The sequence below is a fragment of the Microbacterium sp. Ag1 genome (genome assembly GCF_001005635.1).
Lineage (GTDB): Bacteria > Actinomycetota > Actinomycetes > Actinomycetales > Microbacteriaceae > Microbacterium > Microbacterium oxydans.
Genome location: NZ_LBCR01000017.1, coordinates 11691 through 31203, shown reverse-complemented (window position 1 = coordinate 31203; position 19513 = coordinate 11691). Strand labels below are relative to the sequence as shown.

The 19513-nt window shown below is 67.9% G+C and carries 23 protein-coding genes and 1 tRNA gene; 12 read left to right on the top strand and 12 right to left on the bottom strand.

All coding sequences use genetic code 11. The features are described from left to right. Positions 1–2: 2 nt before the first annotated feature. The gene (locus AAY78_RS01195) at positions 3–1049 is read right to left on the bottom strand and encodes a CPBP family intramembrane glutamic endopeptidase (protein ID WP_052748589.1); all 1047 of its coding nucleotides are present in this window, start codon (positions 1047–1049) and stop codon (positions 3–5) included. Positions 1050–1212: 163 nt separating this feature from the next. Between AAY78_RS01195 and AAY78_RS01190 the strand changes: the two genes are divergently transcribed. The 3 genes from AAY78_RS01190 to AAY78_RS01180 all read left to right on the top strand — a co-directional run bounded on the left by AAY78_RS01190 (position 1213) and on the right by AAY78_RS01180 (position 4070). After that, positions 1213–1905: a response regulator transcription factor gene (locus tag AAY78_RS01190; RefSeq protein ID WP_046746548.1), complete on the top strand. Its 693-nt coding sequence runs from the start codon at positions 1213–1215 to the stop codon at positions 1903–1905. A gap of 61 nt (positions 1906–1966) precedes the next feature. Then, the gene (locus AAY78_RS01185) at positions 1967–3661 is read left to right on the top strand and encodes a sensor histidine kinase (protein WP_046746547.1); all 1695 of its coding nucleotides are present in this window, start codon (positions 1967–1969) and stop codon (positions 3659–3661) included. A 121-nt stretch (positions 3662–3782) separates the two neighbouring features. Then, positions 3783–4070 carry a WXG100 family type VII secretion target gene (locus AAY78_RS01180; RefSeq protein ID WP_046746546.1) on the top strand — a complete coding sequence of 96 codons (288 nt, stop codon included), beginning with the start codon at positions 3783–3785 and terminating at the stop codon, positions 4068–4070. A 63-nt stretch (positions 4071–4133) separates the two neighbouring features. On the opposite strand, the gene groL is transcribed toward AAY78_RS01180, so the two are convergent. From groL to AAY78_RS01160, 4 genes are all read right to left on the bottom strand, one after another. Next, positions 4134–5753: a chaperonin GroEL gene (gene groL / locus AAY78_RS01175; protein ID WP_046746545.1), complete on the bottom strand. Its 1620-nt coding sequence runs from the start codon at positions 5751–5753 to the stop codon at positions 4134–4136. 124 nt (positions 5754–5877) lie between these two features. Next, a complete protein-coding gene (locus tag AAY78_RS01170) occupies positions 5878–6444 on the bottom strand; it encodes a LytR C-terminal domain-containing protein (RefSeq protein ID WP_307723494.1) in 567 nt (188 codons plus the stop codon). Positions 6445–6525: 81 nt separating this feature from the next. Beyond that, entirely contained in the window at positions 6526–6783 is a 258-nt protein-coding gene (locus AAY78_RS01165) for a DUF3263 domain-containing protein (protein ID WP_046746544.1), read from the bottom strand. Between the two features lie 9 nt (positions 6784–6792). Beyond that, a complete protein-coding gene (locus AAY78_RS01160; protein ID WP_046746543.1) occupies positions 6793–7785 on the bottom strand; it encodes a DUF2332 domain-containing protein in 993 nt (330 codons plus the stop codon). Between the two features lie 71 nt (positions 7786–7856). On the opposite strand from AAY78_RS01160, the gene msrB reads away from it, so the two are divergent. Together msrB and AAY78_RS01150 are read left to right on the top strand one after the other, a co-directional pair. Further along, the gene (gene msrB / locus AAY78_RS01155) at positions 7857–8261 is read left to right on the top strand and encodes a peptide-methionine (R)-S-oxide reductase MsrB (RefSeq protein WP_017828933.1); all 405 of its coding nucleotides are present in this window, start codon (positions 7857–7859) and stop codon (positions 8259–8261) included. Then, positions 8258–8821 carry a nitroreductase family protein gene (locus AAY78_RS01150; RefSeq protein ID WP_046746542.1) on the top strand — a complete coding sequence of 188 codons (564 nt, stop codon included), beginning with the start codon at positions 8258–8260 and terminating at the stop codon, positions 8819–8821. The genes msrB and AAY78_RS01150 overlap by 4 nt, the downstream gene beginning before the upstream one ends. Before the next feature lies 1 nt (position 8822). Here AAY78_RS01150 and AAY78_RS01145 read toward each other — a convergent pair whose 3' ends face one another. Next, positions 8823–9734 carry a DMT family transporter gene (locus AAY78_RS01145; RefSeq protein ID WP_046746541.1) on the bottom strand — a complete coding sequence of 304 codons (912 nt, stop codon included), beginning with the start codon at positions 9732–9734 and terminating at the stop codon, positions 8823–8825. Positions 9735–9782: 48 nt separating this feature from the next. Between AAY78_RS01145 and AAY78_RS01140 the strand changes: the two genes are divergently transcribed. From AAY78_RS01140 to AAY78_RS01120, 5 genes are all read left to right on the top strand, one after another. Further along, complete coding sequence (locus AAY78_RS01140; RefSeq protein ID WP_231589627.1) at positions 9783–10463, top strand: SOS response-associated peptidase family protein; 681 nt, start codon at positions 9783–9785, stop codon at positions 10461–10463. Positions 10464–10559: 96 nt separating this feature from the next. Next, on the top strand, positions 10560–11471 hold the full coding sequence (locus tag AAY78_RS01135) for an ABC transporter ATP-binding protein (protein WP_046746540.1): 912 nt from the start codon (positions 10560–10562) through the stop codon (positions 11469–11471). Further along, complete coding sequence (locus AAY78_RS01130; RefSeq protein ID WP_046746539.1) at positions 11468–12283, top strand: transporter; 816 nt, start codon at positions 11468–11470, stop codon at positions 12281–12283. The genes AAY78_RS01135 and AAY78_RS01130 overlap by 4 nt, the downstream gene beginning before the upstream one ends. Positions 12284–12292: 9 nt before the next feature. Then, positions 12293–13567, top strand: coding sequence for a sensor histidine kinase (locus AAY78_RS01125; protein WP_052748588.1), 1275 nt, complete (start codon positions 12293–12295; stop codon positions 13565–13567). After that, complete coding sequence (locus AAY78_RS01120) at positions 13564–14283, top strand: response regulator transcription factor (protein ID WP_046746538.1); 720 nt, start codon at positions 13564–13566, stop codon at positions 14281–14283. The genes AAY78_RS01125 and AAY78_RS01120 overlap by 4 nt, the downstream gene beginning before the upstream one ends. Here AAY78_RS01120 and AAY78_RS01115 read toward each other — a convergent pair. Beyond that, positions 14246–15199 (bottom strand): aldo/keto reductase, encoded by a 954-nt coding sequence (locus AAY78_RS01115; protein WP_046746556.1) that lies wholly within the window; start codon positions 15197–15199, stop codon positions 14246–14248. The genes AAY78_RS01120 and AAY78_RS01115 overlap by 38 nt on opposite strands. Before the next feature lie 67 nt (positions 15200–15266). Continuing rightward, positions 15267–16115 carry a polyphosphate kinase 2 gene (ppk2, locus tag AAY78_RS01110; RefSeq protein WP_378802420.1) on the bottom strand — a complete coding sequence of 283 codons (849 nt, stop codon included), beginning with the start codon at positions 16113–16115 and terminating at the stop codon, positions 15267–15269. A 181-nt stretch (positions 16116–16296) separates the two neighbouring features. Here ppk2 and AAY78_RS01105 point away from each other — a divergent pair, with 181 nt between their 5' ends. Next, a complete protein-coding gene (locus AAY78_RS01105) occupies positions 16297–16620 on the top strand; it encodes a DUF7882 family protein (RefSeq protein ID WP_046746536.1) in 324 nt (107 codons plus the stop codon). A 30-nt stretch (positions 16621–16650) separates the two neighbouring features. Here the strand turns inward: AAY78_RS01105 and AAY78_RS01100 are convergent, their stop codons facing one another. Next, complete coding sequence (locus AAY78_RS01100; protein WP_046746535.1) at positions 16651–16929, bottom strand: hypothetical protein; 279 nt, start codon at positions 16927–16929, stop codon at positions 16651–16653. Between the two features lie 115 nt (positions 16930–17044). On the opposite strand from AAY78_RS01100, the gene AAY78_RS01095 reads away from it, so the two are divergent. Next, a complete protein-coding gene (locus AAY78_RS01095; RefSeq protein ID WP_046746534.1) occupies positions 17045–17677 on the top strand; it encodes a hypothetical protein in 633 nt (210 codons plus the stop codon). Positions 17678–17716: 39 nt separating this feature from the next. Here the strand turns inward: AAY78_RS01095 and AAY78_RS01090 are convergent, their stop codons facing one another. The 3 genes from AAY78_RS01090 to AAY78_RS01080 form a co-directional block, all read right to left on the bottom strand. Further along, complete coding sequence (locus AAY78_RS01090; protein ID WP_046746533.1) at positions 17717–18115, bottom strand: VOC family protein; 399 nt, start codon at positions 18113–18115, stop codon at positions 17717–17719. Between the two features lie 112 nt (positions 18116–18227). After that, positions 18228–18303 (bottom strand) — tRNA-Thr (locus tag AAY78_RS01085). A 45-nt stretch (positions 18304–18348) separates the two neighbouring features. After that, entirely contained in the window at positions 18349–19293 is a 945-nt protein-coding gene (locus AAY78_RS01080) for a thioredoxin domain-containing protein (RefSeq protein ID WP_046746532.1), read from the bottom strand. Positions 19294–19513 lie beyond the last annotated feature (220 nt).

Sequence of the window (19513 nt, the reverse complement as noted above, 5' to 3'; positions counted from 1 at the left end):
CGTCACCCGCGTGCGGCGCGTCCGTGAAGCACCGCACCCAGCTGGTGGGTCCCCGACGGTTGATGGGTCTCTGACGCGCGTACCGGAGTCGTGCGCCACGCTGTCCGCGCGACCCCGAGTCGCGCAGCCCATCGGTCGGCGAGCACGGCGTAGATCACCATCGCGAGTGCCGAGGCGAACAGATCGACAGCCGTCCCCGAGGTCGCATTGGCATCGACGAGCGTGACGGAGCCGAGCAGGAAGATGAGCACGTTGTTCACGATGTGCAGCGAGATCGCCGCCTCGAGGCCCCCCGTTCGCCAGGTCAGCCATGCGGCGACGATCGCGAACATCCCGACGCTGGCCGCACCCCACACGTCGTACCCATGACCGAGGACGAAGATCGGCACGGGCAGGAGGATGGCGAAGGCAGGATGGCGTAGCCAGCCACCGACCAACTGCATCAGGTACCCGCGGAAGACATACTCTTCCGCGGCAGCCTGCAACGGGATCAGCAGCAGGACCAGCAGCACCATCGTCCACAGCCCGGGGTGGGAGAAGTCGGCGGTCACCGCGTCGCCGCTCAGCGCCGACCAGCCCAACACGACGGCGAAATAGACGAGGAACACCGCCAGGGCCAGCAGCAGGCTCTTCCCGAGCCATGCCATGCGAAGGCGCCCGGTCACGGAGGACAGCAGTCCCACCCCGCGCCCTTCGATGAGGCGTGATGCCAGCAGCAGCGCCGGGATCATCAGGATCAGGGGAAGAACCAGCGCGACGAGCAGCCAGGGCCGATCGAGATCGAAGAACTGCGTGGTGCTGAGGAGCACCTCTGATTCGACGCGCCACCCGGGGATGAACATCGACATGATCGCGAGAGGCACGATCACGATCAGCAGGATCACGACGTAGAGAGCGATGCCGACGAGCCCCGTGAGCAGCATGCGCCACCAGCGATACCGTGGCCGCAGGTGTGCCAGCCGATGGTATGCGAGTTCCTCCTCGTCGGGGCGATCGGCCCGTGCGGCGGGAGTTTCCGGGGCGGCGACGTCGTCCTCGCGAGAGCTCATACCTCGATCCTCCCGGGTCCGGCTATGCGACGCATCCGACCGCGGGACGATCCCGTTCCCCGATGCCGATACACGGCTCACGAAGGCCGGCGCGAACGCGCGAGTCGACGCCGTTCCGCACAATAGTCAGCATCCACATGGCCGGAGTCACCATAATGGGGACATGACTGATCCGCGCATCCTGGTCGTCGACGACGAACCCAACATCCGTGACCTGCTCTCCACGGGTCTCAGCTTCGCCGGATTCCAGGTGAAGACGGTCGCCAACGGCGCCGCGACGATCTCGGCCGTCCTCGAAGAGGAGCCGGACCTGATCATCCTGGACGTCATGCTGCCCGACATGAACGGCTTCAGCGTGACGAAGCGTCTCCGTGGCGCCGGGTTCACCGCGCCGATCCTGTTCCTGACCGCCAAGGACGGCACCGACGACAAGATCGAGGGTCTCAACGCGGGCGGGGACGACTACGTCACGAAGCCCTTCAGCCTCGACGAGATCGTGGCCAGGGCACAGGCTATCCTCCGCCGCACGATGCAGGCCGACGAGGAGTCGATCATCCGCGCCGGCGAGCTGTCCATGGACCAGGACACGCACGACGTCCACGTCGGCAAGGAGCCGATCGAGTTGAGCCCGACCGAGTTCAAGCTGCTCCGCTACCTGATGCTCAACCCGAACCGCGTGCTGTCGAAGGCGCAGATCCTCGACCACGTGTGGGAGTACGACTTCAACGGCGACGCCGGCATCGTGGAGAGCTACATCTCGTACCTGCGCCGCAAGATCGATCCGCACACCGAGGAGTCGCTCATCCAGACCAAGCGCGGCTTCGGATACATGCTGAAGGTCGGCAAGACGGTCTGACGACCACCGCACCATCACCGCCACCGTCGCACGGTGGTGTCGCCGCACCGAGGAGGACCGCATGGCGCACAAGCCCGATGCGGTCACCAGCTGGTGGCGGCGCATCAGTCTTCGCGCGAAGGTCACCGGCGTCACCGTCGCGGTGCTCGCGCTCGGACTGCTCATCGCCGGCATCGGCACCGTGCCGATCCTGCGCAACGCCCTGGTCGCGAACATCGACGCGCAGCTGCCCGCTCTGGTGTCGAGCGATCTGGTCGAGCGCTACTTCGACTCGGTGACGGTCGACGGCGTCACCACGTACAGCCCGCGCGACGAGCAGCCGCGCGACTTCTCCTTCGCGATCTACGATGCGACGGGCGAACTGCGTGCGACCGCTCGCGGCACCTCGGGCCAGGCTCCCCTCTTCCCGTCCGAGTACTCGCTCGCCAAGGCGACGGCCAACACGGATCAGATCCCGCTCGAGATGACCGGAGCCGACGGGGAGCTGTTCCACGCCGCGGTCGCCGTCGTCCCTTCGGAGGGCGGGGTCCTGCGCATCCAGCTGGTGGCCCTCCCCCTCGCGCCCGCCGATCGCATCATCAGTCAGTACTTCGGCATCTACATCACGATCGCCCTGATCACCATCCTGATCGCCGCGCTCCTCACCCGCGGGCTCGTCACGCTCACGTTCCGCCGTCTGGGTCAGGTCGAGGCCACGGCCATGTCGATCGCCGCCGGCGACTTCCGTCAGCGGCTGACCGACCTCGAACCGACGACGGAGGTCGGTCGCCTCAACACCGCCATCAACACGATGCTCGACCGTGTCGACGCCTCACTCGCGCAACGGGACCGCACCGTGCAGCACATGCGGCGATTCATCGGTGATGCGAGCCATGAGCTGCGCACCCCGCTGGTGAGCGTGCGGGGCTACGCGGAGCTCTACCGGATGGGTGCAATCAAGGGCGAGGAGGACACCGCTCGGGCCATGGAGCGCATCGAGAAGGAGGCCATCAGGATGGGCGTCCTGGTGGAAGACCTGCTTGCGCTCGCGCGGCTGGATGAGGAGCGCGAGCCCGAGATCGTGCCGCTCGATCTCCGCCCGATCGCGCGGGATGCAGCGCTCGACCTCCGTGCCGCTGCCCCCGGTCGGACCGTCACGGTGATCGACCGGACGGCCGACAGCAAGACCGTGATCCCCCTGCATGAGATCCCGCCCCTTCAACCTCCCGAGCAGCCGACCCCCCGCGGCCTTTCCCGCGGCACGCTCTCCCGCCTTCGCCGCCGGTCCCGTCAGCAGGAGAAGGCTCCGGTGATCGACTTCACCGAGGTTCCGGACCTCCCGGTGCGCACTCCCCCGATCGTGCTCGGCGAAGAGAACAAGGTGCGCCAGGTGGTGACGAACCTGTTGGGCAACGCGCGTCGGTTCTCCCCTGAGGACGGCCCCATCGAGATCGTCGTCGACTCCGACCGTGCCGCGGGCACAGCGAGCATCGCGATCGTCGACCACGGCGAAGGCATCCCGCCGCAGATCCGGGAGCAGATCTTCGAGCGCTTCTGGCGAGCCGACACCTCACGCGCGCGGGAGACCGGCGGCTCCGGCCTCGGACTCGCGATCGTCGCGTCCATCCTGAAGGCGCTTCACGGTGGTGTCGACGTGTCGGAGACCGCGGGCGGCGGCGCGACGTTCACCGTGACGCTTCCGCTCGCGCCGGCACGAGCAACGCCTGCGCACCTCCTGGAGGACACACAGCCACTCGATCGCATCGACCTCCCCTGACGTCACTGCACGAAGGGTCGCTTCCCCCGGTTGCGCACAGGACGCGGTGCCCGGCCCCCTGGTGCGTCTTCATCAGGCCGAGCCCCGCCTAGCCTCGGAACCCCTACGAGAAGGAGTTCCCATGTCTGTCTTCACCGTCGACACCGAAGCCGTCCACGCCGCTCACAGTGCGACGCGCGCCACCATCGAGCGCCTCCAGAGCGAGTCTGCGACCCTGATGTCTCAGCTCCGGCAGCTGCAGTCGACCTGGTCCGGCACCGCGTCCAACGCCTTTCAGAACTGCGCTGAGCAGTGGCAGGGCGCACAGATCCACGTGGAACAGGTCCTCGAATCGATCGGCACCTCGCTCGGCTCCGTCGCCACCCAGTACGCGGACGCCGATCAGTACTCCGCCAGCCTCTTCCGCTGACACGCGCCGTGAACGCAGAACGCCCCCGGCCGAAGCCGGGGGCGTTCTGTCATGAGTGCAGGATCAGAAGTCCATGCCACCCGACGGGTCGCCCATCGGAGCAGGAGTCTTCTCCGGCTTGTCGGCGACGACGGCCTCGGTGGTGAGGAACAGAGCCGCGATCGACGCTGCGTTCTGCAGCGCGGAGCGGGTCACCTTGGCCGGGTCGATGATGCCGGCGCCGAACATGTCGACGTACTCGCCCGTGGCTGCGTTGAGGCCCTGACCCGCGGGGAGCTCGGACACCTTGTTCGCGACGACGCCCGGCTCGAGCCCGGCGTTCATGGCGATCTGCTTCAGCGGAGCCTCGATCGCGACGCGGACGATGTTCGCGCCCGTCGCCTCGTCGCCCGAGAGCGAGAGGGCGTCGAGCGCCTTGGTGCCCGACTGGATGAGCGCGACGCCACCACCGGGGACGATGCCCTCCTCGACGGCTGCCTTCGCGTTGCGGACGGCGTCCTCGATGCGGTGCTTGCGCTCCTTGAGCTCGACCTCGGTCGCGGCACCGGCCTTGATGACCGCCACGCCACCGGCGAGCTTCGCCAGGCGCTCCTGGAGCTTCTCACGGTCGTAGTCGCTGTCGGTGTTCTCGATCTCGCGACGGATCTGCGTGACGCGACCCTCGATCTGGTCGGCCTCGCCCGCACCCTCGACGATCGTGGTCTCGTCCTTGGTGACGATGACCTTGCGCGCACGACCCAGCAGGTCGAGCGTGGCGTTCTCGAGCTTGAGGCCCACCTCTTCGGTGATGACCTGGCCACCCGTGAGGATCGCGATGTCCTGCAGCTGCGCCTTGCGGCGGTCGCCGAAGCCCGGAGCCTTGACGGCGACCGACTTGAAGATGCCCTTGAGCTTGTTCAGCACGAGCGTCGCGAGAGCCTCGCCCTCGACGTCCTCGGCGATGATGACGAGCTCCTTGCCGTCCTGGATCACCTTGTCGACGATCGGCAGCAGGTCCTTGATGTTGGAGACCTTCTGGTTCGCGATGAGGATGTACGGGTCCTCGAAGACCGCTTCCTGGCGCTCCGGGTCCGTGACGAAGTAGGGGTTCAGGTAGCCCTTGTCGAAGCGCATGCCCTCGGTGAGCTCGAGCTCGGTACCGAACGTCTGCGACTCCTCGACGGTGACGACGCCCTCCTTGCCGACCTTGTCGATCGCCTCGGCGATCAGTTCGCCGATGGCGGGGTCAGCGGCGGAGATCGAAGCCGTGGCGGCGATCTGCTCCTTCGAGTCGATCTCCTTGGCGCTGGCGAGCAGCTCCTCGGTGATCGCAGCGACGGCCTTCTCGATGCCGCGCTTGAGCGAGATGGGGTCGGCGCCGGCTGCGACGTTGCGCAGACCCTCGCGGACCAGCGCCTGAGCGAGGACCGTGGCGGTCGTGGTGCCGTCACCCGCGACGTCGTCGGTCTTCTTGGCGACCTCCTTGACGAGCTCCGCACCGATCTTCTCGTACGGGTCGTCCAGCTCGATCTCCTTGGCGATGGAGACGCCGTCGTTCGTGATGGTGGGGGCGCCCCACTTCTTCTCGAGAACGACGTTGCGGCCGCGCGGGCCGAGGGTGACCTTGACCGCGTCGGCGAGGATGTTCAGGCCGCGCTCGAGGCCGCGGCGGGCCTCCTCATCGAAAGCAATGATCTTTGCCATGAGTTTTTTCGTCCCTCCTGGACGTAGACGTTGGGTTTAGCACTCAGAGTGAGAGAGTGCTAACGCCATTCTGGCACTCGACACCTTCGAGTGCAAGCCGCCGGAGGTACGGCACCGGCCGAGGTCAGGGGGTGGGCGTCTCGCCGGCTGAGCTCGATCGATCGAGGCCGATGACCACTGTGAACTGCTTGTTGCCCTCCTCGGTCTGACCCGAGTAGTAGTCGCTCTGCTGCACGGCCGCTCCACCGAGCACGTTCGCCAGTCCGATCGCCGCGAGTTCGTCCTCGTCGTTGACGTAGAACACGGTCGTGGTGGCGAAGTCCTGGCTGGAGCTGTCACCGGCGAAGACGTTCTCCGACGCCCATCCGTTGTTGATGAGCAGGTCGCGCATCTGGGTGTCGAGCCCTTCCTCCGGCGTGCCGTTGAGGATCATCACGGAGATGGAGGTGTCCACCACGCCCGTCTCCACCGGGGTGGGAACGGCGCTGGGAGCGGCCTCGGGGAAGAGCGAGATGCGTCCCATGACCACGAGCGATCCGAAGATGCCGGCGATGATGAGCACCAGAGCGGCGACGAAGGACCACAGCAGCACGACCCAGCCGTTCATCCCCGGAGCTTCGGCGCGATGCGCTCCCACCCGTCCGGTGGAACGGGGAACGTCATCGAAGCGATCGCGGGAGGGCTTGGACACCCCTCGATGCTAGCGGCACCTTCCTGGCAATCCGTTCTCCGGCGCGGCACTGCTCGTTCCGAGAGCCTTCCTCGAGTCGCTTCAGCCGACGAAGCCCGGTATCCGAGCCGACCTCTGCCTGGCGCGTGAATCCCTGATCCGGCGCAATCTCCGCACCAGCATGGGGTCGTACTCCAGGGCGGCCTCCGACTCGATCAGGCGTCCGAGGAGCTGGTAGTAGCGGGCGGCGCTCATCCCGAGCTGAGCTCGGATGACCTCTTCCTTGGCCGATCCATGGCGAGGCCAAGCGACCTCCAGGGCGAGGATCGTGCGGTCGCGCTCCGTGAGATCTCCGAGCATGAGTCCAGGTTAGGACGCATCAGACAGCGAAGCCGTTCGCCACTCCCACCAGCCCCCGAGCGGATCTGCGGCCGCGCGCACCTGTCCGTCGAGCGCCACCACGAATCCCGGCCAGTCGTCGCCTTCGACCGGCGGCTCCCAGACATCGAGGGCACCGGGCGGATCGATCGTGACCCACCGGGCGTCCAGAGCGGAGATGCGCGCGACCAGCGCCTCCCTCCGGGCTCTCGGGATATGGACCAGCACACCCGGCGTGGTGACGACCAGGGTCGCCCCGCCCGGCGCCGCCGCGGCGAGCGCATCGATCTCCTCGAGGGCATCGCCGGCGACGATCAGCGGCGGATCCGATGCCGCGATTTCGAGCGCGGCATCGATGCGCTCCTCCCGCCCCTCCTCTCCCGGCCACACGAGCCCACGCAGCCAGCGCCGATCCCGTTCATCCGCCGCATCGAGGGGCGCGAGGTCGACGCCCGCTCGCCAGACCACGTCCGGCATCCGCAGCGGAGGCAGCGCGCCCGAGACCCGGCTCTCCAGCACGACGGTCGAGGGTCCGTCAAGAGGATCGAGGGCGCTCCTGACCGATCCATCCGCCGCGATGAAGCGATACGAGTAGCGGTCCGGGTACAGGCACAACCCCGCCGACGCTCCGACCTCGAGCAGCGCGATCGGTCCGGCTATCTCCGACAGCACGGGCAGCAGCGCCGCGAGGCGGAGGGGCTCATTGGTCTGGAGGCTGCGGTTCGCGCACTCGGCGACCACCGCGTCGGCGTTGCGGAGCACGAAGTCCCTCCACTGCGGGTACCCGACGAGTCCGGAGCCGAGCATGCGCGTCACGGCGAACACGAGGGGCGGCTGCCGACGATTCTCCGGGATCCGCTGGAGGATGCCCTTGAGCTCGTCGTCGTCCGCCACACCGGCGGCCCATTCGGCGTAGAGGGCGCTGCGTCCGGGCGCCTCGTCGCGGGCGAATCGTGCGTAGCGGTCCTGCACGGCATCGGTCATCGTCCCATTCTGACGCTGAGCACCCGAGACCTCGTCTCCCGGGAGAGAATGGAAGCGACTCAGGAGGACACATGTCGTACAGCGTGGACAAGACCGAAGACGAATGGCGCGAGGAGCTCGGTGAGGAGCAGTACGCGGTGCTGCGTCAGGCCGCGACCGAACGGGCCTGGACGGGCGAGCTGCTCGACGAGGAACGCGCCGGCCTCTACACCTGTGGTGCCTGCAACGCCGAGCTCTTCAAGAGCGGAACGAAGTTCGACTCCGGGTGCGGTTGGCCGAGCTTCTACGAGTCGATCCGTCCTGACGCGGTCGAGCTCATCGAGGACGACAGCCTCGGGATGGTGCGCACGGAGGTGCGCTGCGCCAACTGCGGGTCGCACCTCGGTCACGTCTTCCCCGACGGATTCGGGACGCCGACCGGCGACCGCTACTGCATGAACTCCATCGCGCTGAACTTCACGCCCGACGCGTCGTGAGCGCTCTCGACGCCGTCCGCGCACGGCAGTCCTGGTCGAAGGTCGAAGACACCGCGCCCACCCGCGACGAGGTGCTCACGCTGGTCGCGGCCGCCGGTCGCGTGGCCGATCACTCGTCGCTGCGCCCTTGGCGGTTGATCGAGCTGCGAGGCGCGGATCGGGAGGTGCTCGGCGCGGCGATCGCGAAGGCACAGGGCGACTCCTCTCCCTCGTCGAAGCCGCTGCGCGCCCCGCTGCTCATCGCCGTCGTCGCGAGCTACCAGAAGAGCGAGAAGGTACCCCGGTGGGAGCAGGAGGCCGTCGCCTCCGGGGTCGCCCACACGTTGAGCCTTCTCCTCGACGAGGCAGGGTGGGGCGTCATCTGGCGCACGGGCCACTACACGCGAGCCAAGGCCGTCGCCAAGGCCCACGGGCTCGGGAAGAACGAGGAGCTCCTGGGTTGGCTCTACGTCGGCGGCAAGCCCGAACACAAGAAACCGGGACGACGCAAGACCGTCGACGCCCGCAAGCTCGTCACGCGCATGCCGAAGCCGTCACCCAAGAAGGCGAAGAAGAAGTAGTTCAGCGGCGGCGAGGCCACGGCACCGCGACCACGACAGACGCGACGGCGACCACGACCATCGTGAGCACCTGCCAGAGCGCCGGCCCTGCTGCGGGCGGCCACACCAGGTCGATCACCACCGACGTGGTCAGCTGGCCGAGCACCGACCCCAGGCCCATCAGCAGCACCCCCGTCTGCGCCACGATGAACGTGCCGAGGAGGATGTAGGCGGCGCCGAGGAAGCCTCCGAGGTACAGCCACGGCTCGGCGGGGAGGGCGGCGGGTGCCCCACGGAACGCGATGCTCACGCCGGACGCCAGCGCGAGGACCACGGTTCCGGCGACGAAGCTCATCAGGGTCGCGGCCAGAGGTGAGCGCGCGCGCTGGGCCAGACGTCCGTTGGTCGCTGCCTGCCACGCGATGCCCACCCCGGCTGCGAACGGCAGGAGCAGCATCCACAGCGGCGCTGACGCCAGCACGTCCCCGGACAGCGAGATGCCGACCGCGGCGAGCGCGAGCGCACCTCCCAGGACACGTCCCGGCGTGACCGCGACGACGCCGGCCGGTCCGAATCCGATGCGATCGAGCACCAGACCGTGCACGGTCTGTCCCGCCACCACGCCGACCGTGAACAGCGAGACGCCGAGGACTCCGGCCGTGAGCCCCTGGGTGGAGACGGTGAGTGCACCGCAGGCGCCTCCGAGGAGCATCCAGAAGGGGATCGTGCGCTGTCGGACGCCGCTCCAGAGACGCGCCACTCCCCGTCGAGCCGAGGGGAGGCAGGCGATCACGATCGCGAGTGCCAGCAGGCCGACGGAGAAGGAGAGGAAGCCGGCGACGATGCCGTCGTCCACGCGCACCCCGAGCACGCCGTTGATCCGCGCCTGGATCGCCGTCATGACCCCGATCGCGACCGCCCCTCCGAGTGCCACCGGGGCGGGGATTCGACGAGGCTCTGGCACCCGTCGACCCTACCCGAGATGCTGCCCGCACCCTCCCACCCGGATGTCGGCGCCCCGCGCTACGCTGACGGCATGTGCGCGAGCTACGGTCTCGATCCCCGATTCACCGATGCAGAGCTCCTCGCCGCGGCAGACGAGGCGGTGCTCGAGGGTCTGCGCGTCTGGGCGCAGGAGAACGCGGGTGAGACCGTCCGTCCTACCGGTAAGAACCTGCGCAACCTCAATCCGCTGATCGTGCAGCCCGACACAGCGCCGACGCTGGAACCCGCATGGTGGGGTTTCCTCGTGAACGGCGAGCCGGCGAAGTTCCCGTCGATCAACACCCGCTCCGAGCGCCTGCAGGAGCGCCCGGGCGGCGCGAAGTCGCGGGGGATCGTCCCGGCAACGAGCTGGTACGAGATGCAGAAGCCGTCCCGGCAGTGGAACGAGTTCATCGTCGACGACGGCACCCTGTTCGGCATGGCCGCCGTGACGCAACGCGGCCGCACCGCAGACGACCAGTGGTACACGTGCTACTCGATCGTCATGCGCCCCGCGCCTGCGCACCTCGTCGATCTCCACGATCGGATGCCGCTGCTCATCCCGGCGTCGCTGAGCCACGACTGGCTGACGGCTCCGGTTTCGCGGGAGATCATCGACGAGGCGATCATCGCGTCCGACGAGATGGCCGCGCGGGTTCAGGCTCGTCCGCGCCGCTGACACACCGATACATCCGCCGTCGGTCGGACGCCTCGGCACCAGATGTGTACCTGAGGGGGACGCGCACTCCCGACCTCGCTCCGTAACGTTGTCCTCATGATCACAGCAGAAGGCCTCACCAAGAGGTTCGGAGACAAGACCGCCGTCGACGACGTGTCGTTCACCGTCCAGCCGGGCAGCGTCACCGGCTTCCTGGGCCCGAACGGTGCGGGGAAGTCGACCACCATGCGGATGATCGTCGGCCTCGACCGTCCCACGTCGGGGCGCGCCGCCGTCGCAGGCCGCGAGTACCGCAAGCTCCGCGCCCCGCTGACGGAGGTGGGAGTGCTTCTGGACGCCAAGGCGGTGCACACCGGCCGCACGGCCCGCAACCACCTCCGCGCGATGGCAGCGACCCACGGCATCCCCTCCTCGCGCGTCGACGAGGTCATCGACCTCGCCGGCATCGGGTCCGTGGCCCGCAAACGTGCGGGAGGGTTCTCGCTCGGCATGGGCCAGCGGCTGGGCATCGCCTCGGCGCTGCTCGGCGATCCGCACACGCTGATCCTCGACGAGCCGGTCAACGGCCTCGACCCCGAAGGTGTTCGCTGGGTGCGTCAGTTCGTCCGTCATGCCGCAGGGGAAGGGCGCACCGTGCTCCTCTCGAGCCACCTGATGAGCGAGATGGCACAGACCGCGGATCACGTCATCGTGATGGGACGTGGGCGCGTGCTCGCCGATGCACCGCTCGCAGATCTCGTCCGGTCATGGACGAGGAACACGGTGCGGGTGCGCACCCCGCGACCGGCCGACCTGGCTGCGGCCGTCGGCGGACCCGACGTGGAGATCGCGAGCTCCGCTCCCGACCTCCTCGACATCGTGGGCCTGCCCGCTGCGCGGATCGGCGACCTCGCCGCCGACCGCGGCATTCCGCTGCACGAGCTCACCCCGACCACCGGTTCGCTGGAAGACGCCTACCTCGCTCTCACCGGCGACTCCGTCGAGTACCGCACCAAGGAGATCTCATGACCACGACACAAGCCCCCGCACCCACGCGGCCGCGCGTCGACACCGGTCGGAAGCTGACGTTCGGGCGTGCACTGCGCGGCGAGTGGATCAAGCTCGCCACACTGCGCTCGACCTGGTGGTCCATCGGGATCGCTGCAGCCCTGACCGTCGCGATCGCCGTGCTCATCGCCCAAGCCCTCGACATGCCGGACTTCGAACCGATCCAGGCCGTCATCATGCCGATCCAGTTCACCATGCTGCTCGCCGGCATCATCGGTGCGATCTCCGTGACCGGTGAGTACTCGACGGGCATGATCCGCTCGACGCTCACGGCGAACCCGGTCCGCGGCTCGGTGCTGGCGGCGAAGTCGACGGTACTGGCCGCATTCATGTTCATCTCGTCGCTGGTGATCTTCGCTGTCGCGGCGCTCGCGGTCACGCTCATCGTCGCGCCGCGCGATCAGGGCATCGAGTGGTCGGACCCGTCCGCATCGCTGCTGCCGATCGTCGTCGCCTCGCTCGCGATGGCCGTCTTCGCGCTGATCGGGGTCTCGTTCGGCTTCATCCTGCGCTCGGGCGCCGGAGCGATCGCAGCGACTGTCGGTGTGCTGTTCGTCCTGCCGATCGTCGCGAGCTTCTTCTCCTTCGCCGGCGACGCCTGGGCATGGGTCACCGAAGCGTCGGCGTACCTCCCGGTGGCAGCCGCACAGTCCGCGATCATGCCCGGTGAGACGGCTGCTCTCGACGCCCCCGTCGCGTTCCTGACGCTGGGCTGCTGGGTCGCCGGTGGCGCCCTGGTCGCGTGGGGCGTGCTGCGCACGCGCGACGCGTAAAGTCGGCCTGTGAGCAGAACGCGAAGCCGCAGCGACTCGATCCGCGAGGACGAGGAGCTGCGGCTTCCGCGTGCCCCGGGTCTCTTCCGGCGGTTCTGGGCTCGTCACCCGCTCTTCGCCGACATCCTGATCGCGCTGATCTGCCTGTTCCTGACGCTCACTCCGGCCGCGCCCTATCCGCGCAGCACGCTGCCCGAGGCCACGTACGTCACTGTCAACATCGCCACCCTGGTCATGGTCGTGATCGGATGCAGCACCCTGCTCTGGCGCCGTCGAGCGCCGCTGGGTCCCTTCATCGCCGCCGTGATCCTGGGAACCGTCGGGCTCTTCACCGGCATGTCGGGCGGCATCGTGCTCCTGCTCGTGGCCTGCTACGGCATCGCGGTCTACAGCTCGGCCCGCCTGGCGTGGATCTGCTACGGGATCGGCGCTGCCTGGTTCCTCGTGCTCACCACGGTGCTCATGCTGAGCGGGGCCACCGTGCTCCAGGTCGGGATCGACACCGCCCTCGGCTACGCGGCGCTCGGCCTCATCGGCACCCTGGTCGGCGTGAACGTGGGGGGCCGCAAACGCTATCTCCTCGCCATCATCGACCGTTCGCGCCAGCTGCTGATCGAGCGCGACCAGCAGGCGCAGCTCGCGGCCGCATCGGAGAGAGCACGCATCGCACGCGAGATGCACGACATCGTCTCCCACTCGCTCACCGTCATCGTCGCGCTGTCCGAGGGAGCGGCGGCCACCCCCGACCGCGAACAGGCCCAGAAGGCCGCGGCGCACGTCGCGGACACCGCCAGAGGCGCACTCACCGAGATGCGCGCGATGCTCGGGGTGCTGCGCGACGATGAATCGCCGCTGCCCTTGGCCCCTATGCAGCCCGTGCCCGCACGGGACACCGTGGAGGCCGCTCAGCGCGCAGGCTATCCGGCGACGCTCACCGTGGTCGGTCAGACGGAGGTCTCCCCCGCTGTCGCGCACGCGATCGGCAGGATCGTCCAGGAGGGCGTGACCAACGCCATGCGTCACGCGCCGACGGCCGAGAGCATCAGTGTGCGCCTGGAGTACACGAGCGACGCCGTGACGATCGAGATCGTGAACGACGGCGTCTCCGGCGCGATCGGGTCGGACGGGTTCGGCATCCGTGGCCTGTCGGAGCGCGCCGCCCACGTGCACGGCACGGTGCAGTCGGCGCCGGCAGGTGGAGGACGATGGGTCCTGCGGGCGGTCCTGCCCGCATCGGGGGGCGCGTCCGTCGCACGGGCGCAGACGAGAGAGGAAGAGGGATGACGCAGAGGATCAGGGTGCTGCTGGTGGATGACCAGCAGCTCATCCGAGTCGGGTTCCGGATGGTCCTCGAATCGGAGGACGACATCGTCGTGGTCGGCGAGGCCGGAGACGGCAGGGCGGCCATCACACAGAGCGCCGTGCTCGCGCCCGACCTGGTGCTGATGGACATCCGGATGCCGGAACTCGACGGGATCGCCGCAACGGAGGCGATCATCCGGGACCGTCCGCAGACCAAGGTGCTCGTGCTGACGACGTTCGATCTGGACGAGTACGCGTTCGGGGCGATCCGGGCGGGGGCGAGCGGATTCCTGCTGAAGGACGCGCAGCGACACGAGATGATCTCCGCCGTACGCGCCGTGCATCGTGGCGATGCCGCGCTGTCTCCTCGCATCACGAGAACGCTGCTGGAACATGTGACGCCGCAGCTCGGCGCCGCCGCGGCTCCTGCACCCGCCGAGAGCTCCGCTCTCGAGTCCCTCACCGAGCGCGAGCGCGACGTCTTCGTCGCGATGGGCCGCGGTCTCACCAACGCGGAGATCGCTCAGACCCTCTACGTCGGCGAGTCCACGGTGAAGACGCACGTCGGTCGGGTCCTCGCGAAGCTCGGTGCCCGAGACAGGATCCACGCGGTGATCCTGGCGCACCGGCTCGGTCTCGTCGGCGACGAGAGCCCGCCGATCACGCGTTCGTCGGCGTCCACTCCGAGACCTGATTGAGCCGCTGCACCTCTTCGCTCGACAGTTCGAGGCGCGCCCCGGCGAGAAGATCGGGAACCTGCTCCACGCTGCGCGCACTCGCGATCGGGGCGACCACCGTCGGCTGCGCGCGAAGCCAGGCGAGGGAGGTCGCGGCGATGGAGGCATCGTGCGCATCCCCGATCTCCTCGAGGGCGTCGATGATCCGCAGTCCCGCCTCGGTCGCGTATTTCGCCGCTCCCTGCGCGCGCGGCGAATCCTGGCCCACGGTCTCTGTCGACCGGTACTTGCCCGTGAGGAAGCCACTCGCCAAGGAGTAGTAGGGCACGAGTCCGAGTTCGAACTCCTCGGCGACCGGGATGATCGAGTCCTCGACCTCGTTGCGGTGCACGAGGTTGTAATGCGGCTGCACGGCGACGGGGAGCGCCACACCCGTGCGCCGTGCGATCTCGATCCACTCACGGATGCGATCGGCGGAGTAGTTCGACACCGCCACGTGACGCACGAGACCGTCGTCGACGAGCTGTCCGAAGGCTGCGACGGTCTCCTCCAGCGGAACCGACGTGTCATCGAAGTGGGCGTAGTACAGGTCGATCTCATCGACGCCCAGACGCCGCAGCGATGCCTCGGCGGCCCGACGGACGTTCGAGGCGGCCAGACCGCGGAAGTCCGGATGCTGACTCACCTTCGTGGCGACGACCACCCCTGCGGGCTTCCGAGACGCGAGCCACTCGCCGACGATCGTCTCGCTCTCGCCGCCCTCGTTTCCCGGAACCCAGGCGCTGTACGAATCGGCGGTGTCGATGAAGTCGCCGCCGCCGTCCACGAAGGCATCCAGCACGGCGAACGAGGTGTCGCGGTCGGCTGTCCAACCGAACACGTTGCCGCCGAGCGAGAGGGGGAGGACGTCGAGGTCACTTGTTCCGATGCGAGTCATGACGATCACAACAGTCGATCCCATCGCCCGCATTCCCGGATGACGCCGTGTTGCGTCGGGGTGCCGGTCACGGCGTCGGCGTCTCGTCGTCACCGTAGAGCTGCGACGGACGGGCGACGAGCAGCGGATCCGGCGCGTGAGCGATGAGAGGATCCTTGCCGGGATAGTCGAAGCGGGTGAGGACACACCGCATCGCTTCCAGTCGCGCTCGTCTCTTGTCGTCCGACCTGATGACGAGCCACGGAAGTGCCGCGGTGTCGGTCTGGCGGAACATCGCCTCTTTCGCCGCCGTGTAGTCATCCCACCGGTCGATGCTCGCGACGTCGGTCGGGCTCAGCTTCCACTGCCTGACAGTGTCTTCAGCCCGCCGGGCGAAGCGTCGACGCTGCTCGTGCTCACTGACCGAGAACCACAGCTTGATGAGCCGTATGCCCGAGCCGACGAGCATGCGCTCGAACTGCGGTGCCGTCTGGAGGAACTCCTCGTACTCGGCAGACGAGCAGTACCCCATGACCCGTTCGACCCCCGCGCGGTTGTACCAGGAACGATCCATCAGGACGATCTCGCCACCCGACGGCAGGTGCGCGACGTAGCGCTGGAAATACCACTGCGTGCGCTCGATGTCGCTGGGTCTGTCGAGGGCGACCACACGCGCACCGCGAGGATTCAGATGCTCCATGAATCGCTTGATCGCGCCTCCTTTCCCCGCGGCGTCGCGGCCTTCGAAGAGGACGAGCGCACGTTCGGATGAGCGCTTGATGTGCGCCTGCAGTTTCAGGAGCTCGATCTGCAGCAGCCGCTTCTCGCGCTCGTACGCGGCGCGCGCAAGCTTCTCCGTGACATCGTGCCGCCCTTCCGGCGTCGTCGCTTCCGGCATGAGCGCTCCAGGGATCCCGCCTTCAGGAGGCAAGCGCAGGTGGCCGCGGCGGGGAGTCGGCCACCTGCGCCGTCTTCGACCTGGCGCATCCGCAGGACCGCCAGGAAACTCAACAGTCAGTAACATATCACCGTCTAGCGCGATACTCCGGAATGGTCTCGCCTCCGGTGCCGCTGGGGGCAGAAGCGGGTGGGAGGTGTCGGCGGATAGGGTTTCCCCCATGGGAACGATCCAGTACGGCAACGGCGATGCGATCCACATCGAGGATCGGGCGCTCGCACATCTGAAGGTGGTCATCGCGACGAAACTGCGGCGCAACGAGAGCTTCACCCTGTCGTGGCGTCACCCTGACAGCGACTCCCCCGGGCGCTCGACGATCTGGCTGCACCCGTCGATTCCGCTCCGTTTCACCTTCGACGAACCGGAGGCGCCGCAGTTGAACCCGAAGTGGATTCAGGACCTCATGCAGTCGGCGAGCTCGACAGGCGGGATCAGCCTGATCGAAGAGGTCGTCGAGGCGCCGCCGATCGACGAAGCGATCTGAACTCGCCCGCGCCGGACACGCAGGGAGACGTCAGTCCGTCTTCCACACGGAGAGCAACTGCCATCCCTCCGGCACCTGACCCTCGAGCGCGGCCATGACGTCGGCCTCGATCTCGCGAATCCCGTCGCGGCGAAGGAACTTGCCCTCGACAGAGCGCATCGACCCGGCCTTCTCCATCGTCGCCATGGCCGACACCAGGTCCCACCCTTCGGGAGCCTGAGCCGTGAGCTGCGCGCGGACCTCGACGAGGTCTTCGCCCTTGAGGGTCACGCTGTGGGCTTCGACGGGGCGGATCAGTCCTTTGAGCATCAGACCAGCCTAGGACGCCCGCGTTCGATTCCGATGCCGGCCGTGCGACCGACGACGCCCTCGCGGGAAGCGCTCGGTCCCCGGGCGATCCCTGTCGCACTCCTATGCTCGACCTGTGCGCAACTCCGTTCGGCTCGTCAGCCTCGCCGCAGCCGCGGCCCTGTCCATCTCCCTCGCCGCATGCTCGGCTCCGAGCGCGGATCCGACCCCGTCTGCGACAGCCTCGACCACTCCGACCGCTCCCCCGAGCCCGACCCCGTCATCGACGCCGAGCTTCGACGCGGCGGACACGTCGACCTGGCTCATCACCGACCAGGGGATCGGCCGCGCAGAGCTCGGTTCGGAGTCGATCGTCGATGCGCTGAGCCCCACGTTCGCCCTGACCGACCCCTGCGAAGACCTGGAGTACTACGAGACGGCGGAGGGCGCACAGGCCAGCTTCGGGATCATCAGTCACCCCGGAGAGAGCGGCGTGAGCGGCATCACCATTCGCGTGCCGGGCGATGTCCCCCTGTCCGGCCCCGTGGCGACCTCACCTCTCACGGAGAGCGGCATCGGCCTGGGATCGACGTTGGACGAGCTCACCACCGCGGAACCGGACGGGGCATTCGACGCGACGCCGGGGACCTCCGGCTACGTCGTCGGTACGAGTCCTCGGTGGATGGTCTTCGAGGTCTCCGAAGCCGAGCCGTTCGTTCGCGGCATCACCGTCACGGACACGCTTCCCGCAACCGGCTTCTGCAGCTGAACTCCGACCCGGAATGCGGAGGACACGGGTGACGCGTTCCTAGTCATCTGTCTCGAACGCGAGGGTGTTTCCGTCAGGATCTTCCACCCAAGCGATGCGACCACCGCCGGCACGGGGGCCGATCCCTCGTTCGTCTTGGTCGAAACCGTCATAGCGGACGAGTACAGCGCCGGCTGCCGTCAACTCTGTGACGATCGCATCGAGGTCGTCGACGTACCAAGTGGCGACCGTCGAGTGCGTCGACCCCGCCGTCGGGGTCTCGAAGACGTGGAGCATGGTGCCCTGCCCGCACGCGTAGAAACGGGCGCCCCCTTCGATGTCGGCGCTCGGGCCGATGCTTGCGGGCACGAGCCGCAGTATGCCTTCGTAGAAGGAAGCGGACCGCTTGATATCCTTCACGCCGATCGAAGCCCGGACCGGGTAGTCGTCTAGAGTCATGCGCCCATCCTGCTGTCAAGGACGGGCTCTCGTCCACGCGCCGGGTCACGATCAGTGCGACGACAAAGGCCCGCATCCCCCGTGTTTCCGAGGGGATGCGGGCCTTCGTGTGTGGAGCCGACTACGGGACTCGAACCCGTAACCCCCGTATTACAAGTACGGTGCGCTACCAATTGCGCCAAGTCGGCGGATGCCATCCATCAGCTTAGCGATGGCATCGACCACACCTCGACCTAGGAGGCAGGCGTGGTGGTCGGAGTCGGCGTGGGGGTCGGCGTCTCGCGAGAGGCGTCGCTCGCCACGCTGAGCACGAACTGCGAGAACTCGGCGGGATCGTCGAATGCACCCACGTATGCCTCACCGTTCGCGACGATCATGGGCGACGCGTTCAGCTTGAGGTCCTTGGAACCGGACAGTGGTCCTTCGAGCGCGCGGGTGGTCGCTTCCTTCGCCCAGCTGACGAAGTCCCCGTCCTCGATGCACGAGCGCACGGCCTTGGTGTTGTCGGTGCCGACGGCGGCTGCGAGGTTGGCGAGATCCTCATCCGACATGCCGTCGCTGCCCACGTCGGGCTGCTTGTCGAGCAGGTCATGATTGAACGCGTAGAACTGTGCAGGCGAGTGGCTGGCCACGCAGGCGGCAGCCGCTGCGGACCGCAGCGAGTACTTCGTGCCGTTCGAGCTCGCGGTGAGCAGAGCGACCGGGTGGTAGCTGACCGTGACCGCTCCCTCGCTGATCCAGCCGGCCAGCTGACGGGCGTTCGCCCGCTCGAACTTGCCCGCGTCCGGCGAGAGGTAGTCGACGTAGACGTGGATGTCGACCTTCTCGGAGGCCGTGGCCTCGGGCGTCGGCTCTACCGGGGCTGCGGCATCGGACGGCTCCTCCGAGGGTGATACCGGCACCTCATCGGACCCCGCCACGGCGGTGATGTCGGTGACGACCACGCCGTCCGACTCCATTCCGGTGGGGGTGAGCTTCGGCTTCGACACCTGTGCTGACACCGCAAGGGTCACCGCAGTGCCGATCGCCCCTACGGCGACGATCGCGACGGCACCGATGATGATCCGTCGCATGAGGCGCGCCCTCGACTGCTGGGCGTGCACTTTCTGAGCCTTCTCCCGCACGGCCTCGCGAGAATTGCGAGGTGTGGGGACGTTCGGCGTTTCGTCGCTCGACATCGTTCCTCTTGTGAGTCTGAGGGGGTCCGGGTTGGCCCCGACCGCCGCTCGGCGACGATCGCCGCTGGGCGCGGCCGAGTTCGATGCTAGCCAGTGAGGCTGAGAAATACCCAGGTACCGCTGTTCATGTCATACTGACTTCGACCCAAAGACGGGTCACGGTGGCTCATCCCACCGCTTCATCACTACGGATCGTCCGGCACGTACCTGCCGGTGAAGG

Excerpts from the sequence above, each read along its gene's own strand:
- AAY78_RS01185 (WP_046746547.1), top strand. The coding sequence starts at position 1,967 with ATGGCGCACAAGCCCGATGCGGTCACCAGCTGGTGGCGGCGCATCAGT.
- AAY78_RS01130 (WP_046746539.1), top strand. The coding sequence starts at position 11,468 with ATGACCACGACACAAGCCCCCGCACCCACGCGGCCGCGCGTCGACACC.
- AAY78_RS01105 (WP_046746536.1), top strand. The coding sequence starts at position 16,297 with ATGGGAACGATCCAGTACGGCAACGGCGATGCGATCCACATCGAGGAT.
- AAY78_RS01100 (WP_046746535.1), bottom strand. The coding sequence starts at position 16,929 with ATGCTCAAAGGACTGATCCGCCCCGTCGAAGCCCACAGCGTGACCCTC.
- AAY78_RS01190 (WP_046746548.1), top strand. The coding sequence starts at position 1,213 with ATGACTGATCCGCGCATCCTGGTCGTCGACGACGAACCCAACATCCGT.
- AAY78_RS01160 (WP_046746543.1), bottom strand. The coding sequence starts at position 7,785 with ATGACCGATGCCGTGCAGGACCGCTACGCACGATTCGCCCGCGACGAG.
- msrB (WP_017828933.1), top strand. The coding sequence starts at position 7,857 with ATGTCGTACAGCGTGGACAAGACCGAAGACGAATGGCGCGAGGAGCTC.
- AAY78_RS01140 (WP_231589627.1), top strand. The coding sequence starts at position 9,783 with ATGCTGCCCGCACCCTCCCACCCGGATGTCGGCGCCCCGCGCTACGCT.
- AAY78_RS01180 (WP_046746546.1), top strand. The coding sequence starts at position 3,783 with ATGTCTGTCTTCACCGTCGACACCGAAGCCGTCCACGCCGCTCACAGT.
- AAY78_RS01090 (WP_046746533.1), bottom strand. The coding sequence starts at position 18,115 with ATGACTCTAGACGACTACCCGGTCCGGGCTTCGATCGGCGTGAAGGAT.
- AAY78_RS01135 (WP_046746540.1), top strand. The coding sequence starts at position 10,560 with ATGATCACAGCAGAAGGCCTCACCAAGAGGTTCGGAGACAAGACCGCC.
- AAY78_RS01115 (WP_046746556.1), bottom strand. The coding sequence starts at position 15,199 with ATGACTCGCATCGGAACAAGTGACCTCGACGTCCTCCCCCTCTCGCTC.
- AAY78_RS01080 (WP_046746532.1), bottom strand. The coding sequence starts at position 19,293 with ATGTCGAGCGACGAAACGCCGAACGTCCCCACACCTCGCAATTCTCGC.
- AAY78_RS01165 (WP_046746544.1), bottom strand. The coding sequence starts at position 6,783 with ATGCTCGGAGATCTCACGGAGCGCGACCGCACGATCCTCGCCCTGGAG.
- AAY78_RS01120 (WP_046746538.1), top strand. The coding sequence starts at position 13,564 with ATGACGCAGAGGATCAGGGTGCTGCTGGTGGATGACCAGCAGCTCATC.
- groL (WP_046746545.1), bottom strand. The coding sequence starts at position 5,753 with ATGGCAAAGATCATTGCTTTCGATGAGGAGGCCCGCCGCGGCCTCGAG.
- AAY78_RS01195 (WP_052748589.1), bottom strand. The coding sequence starts at position 1,049 with ATGAGCTCTCGCGAGGACGACGTCGCCGCCCCGGAAACTCCCGCCGCA.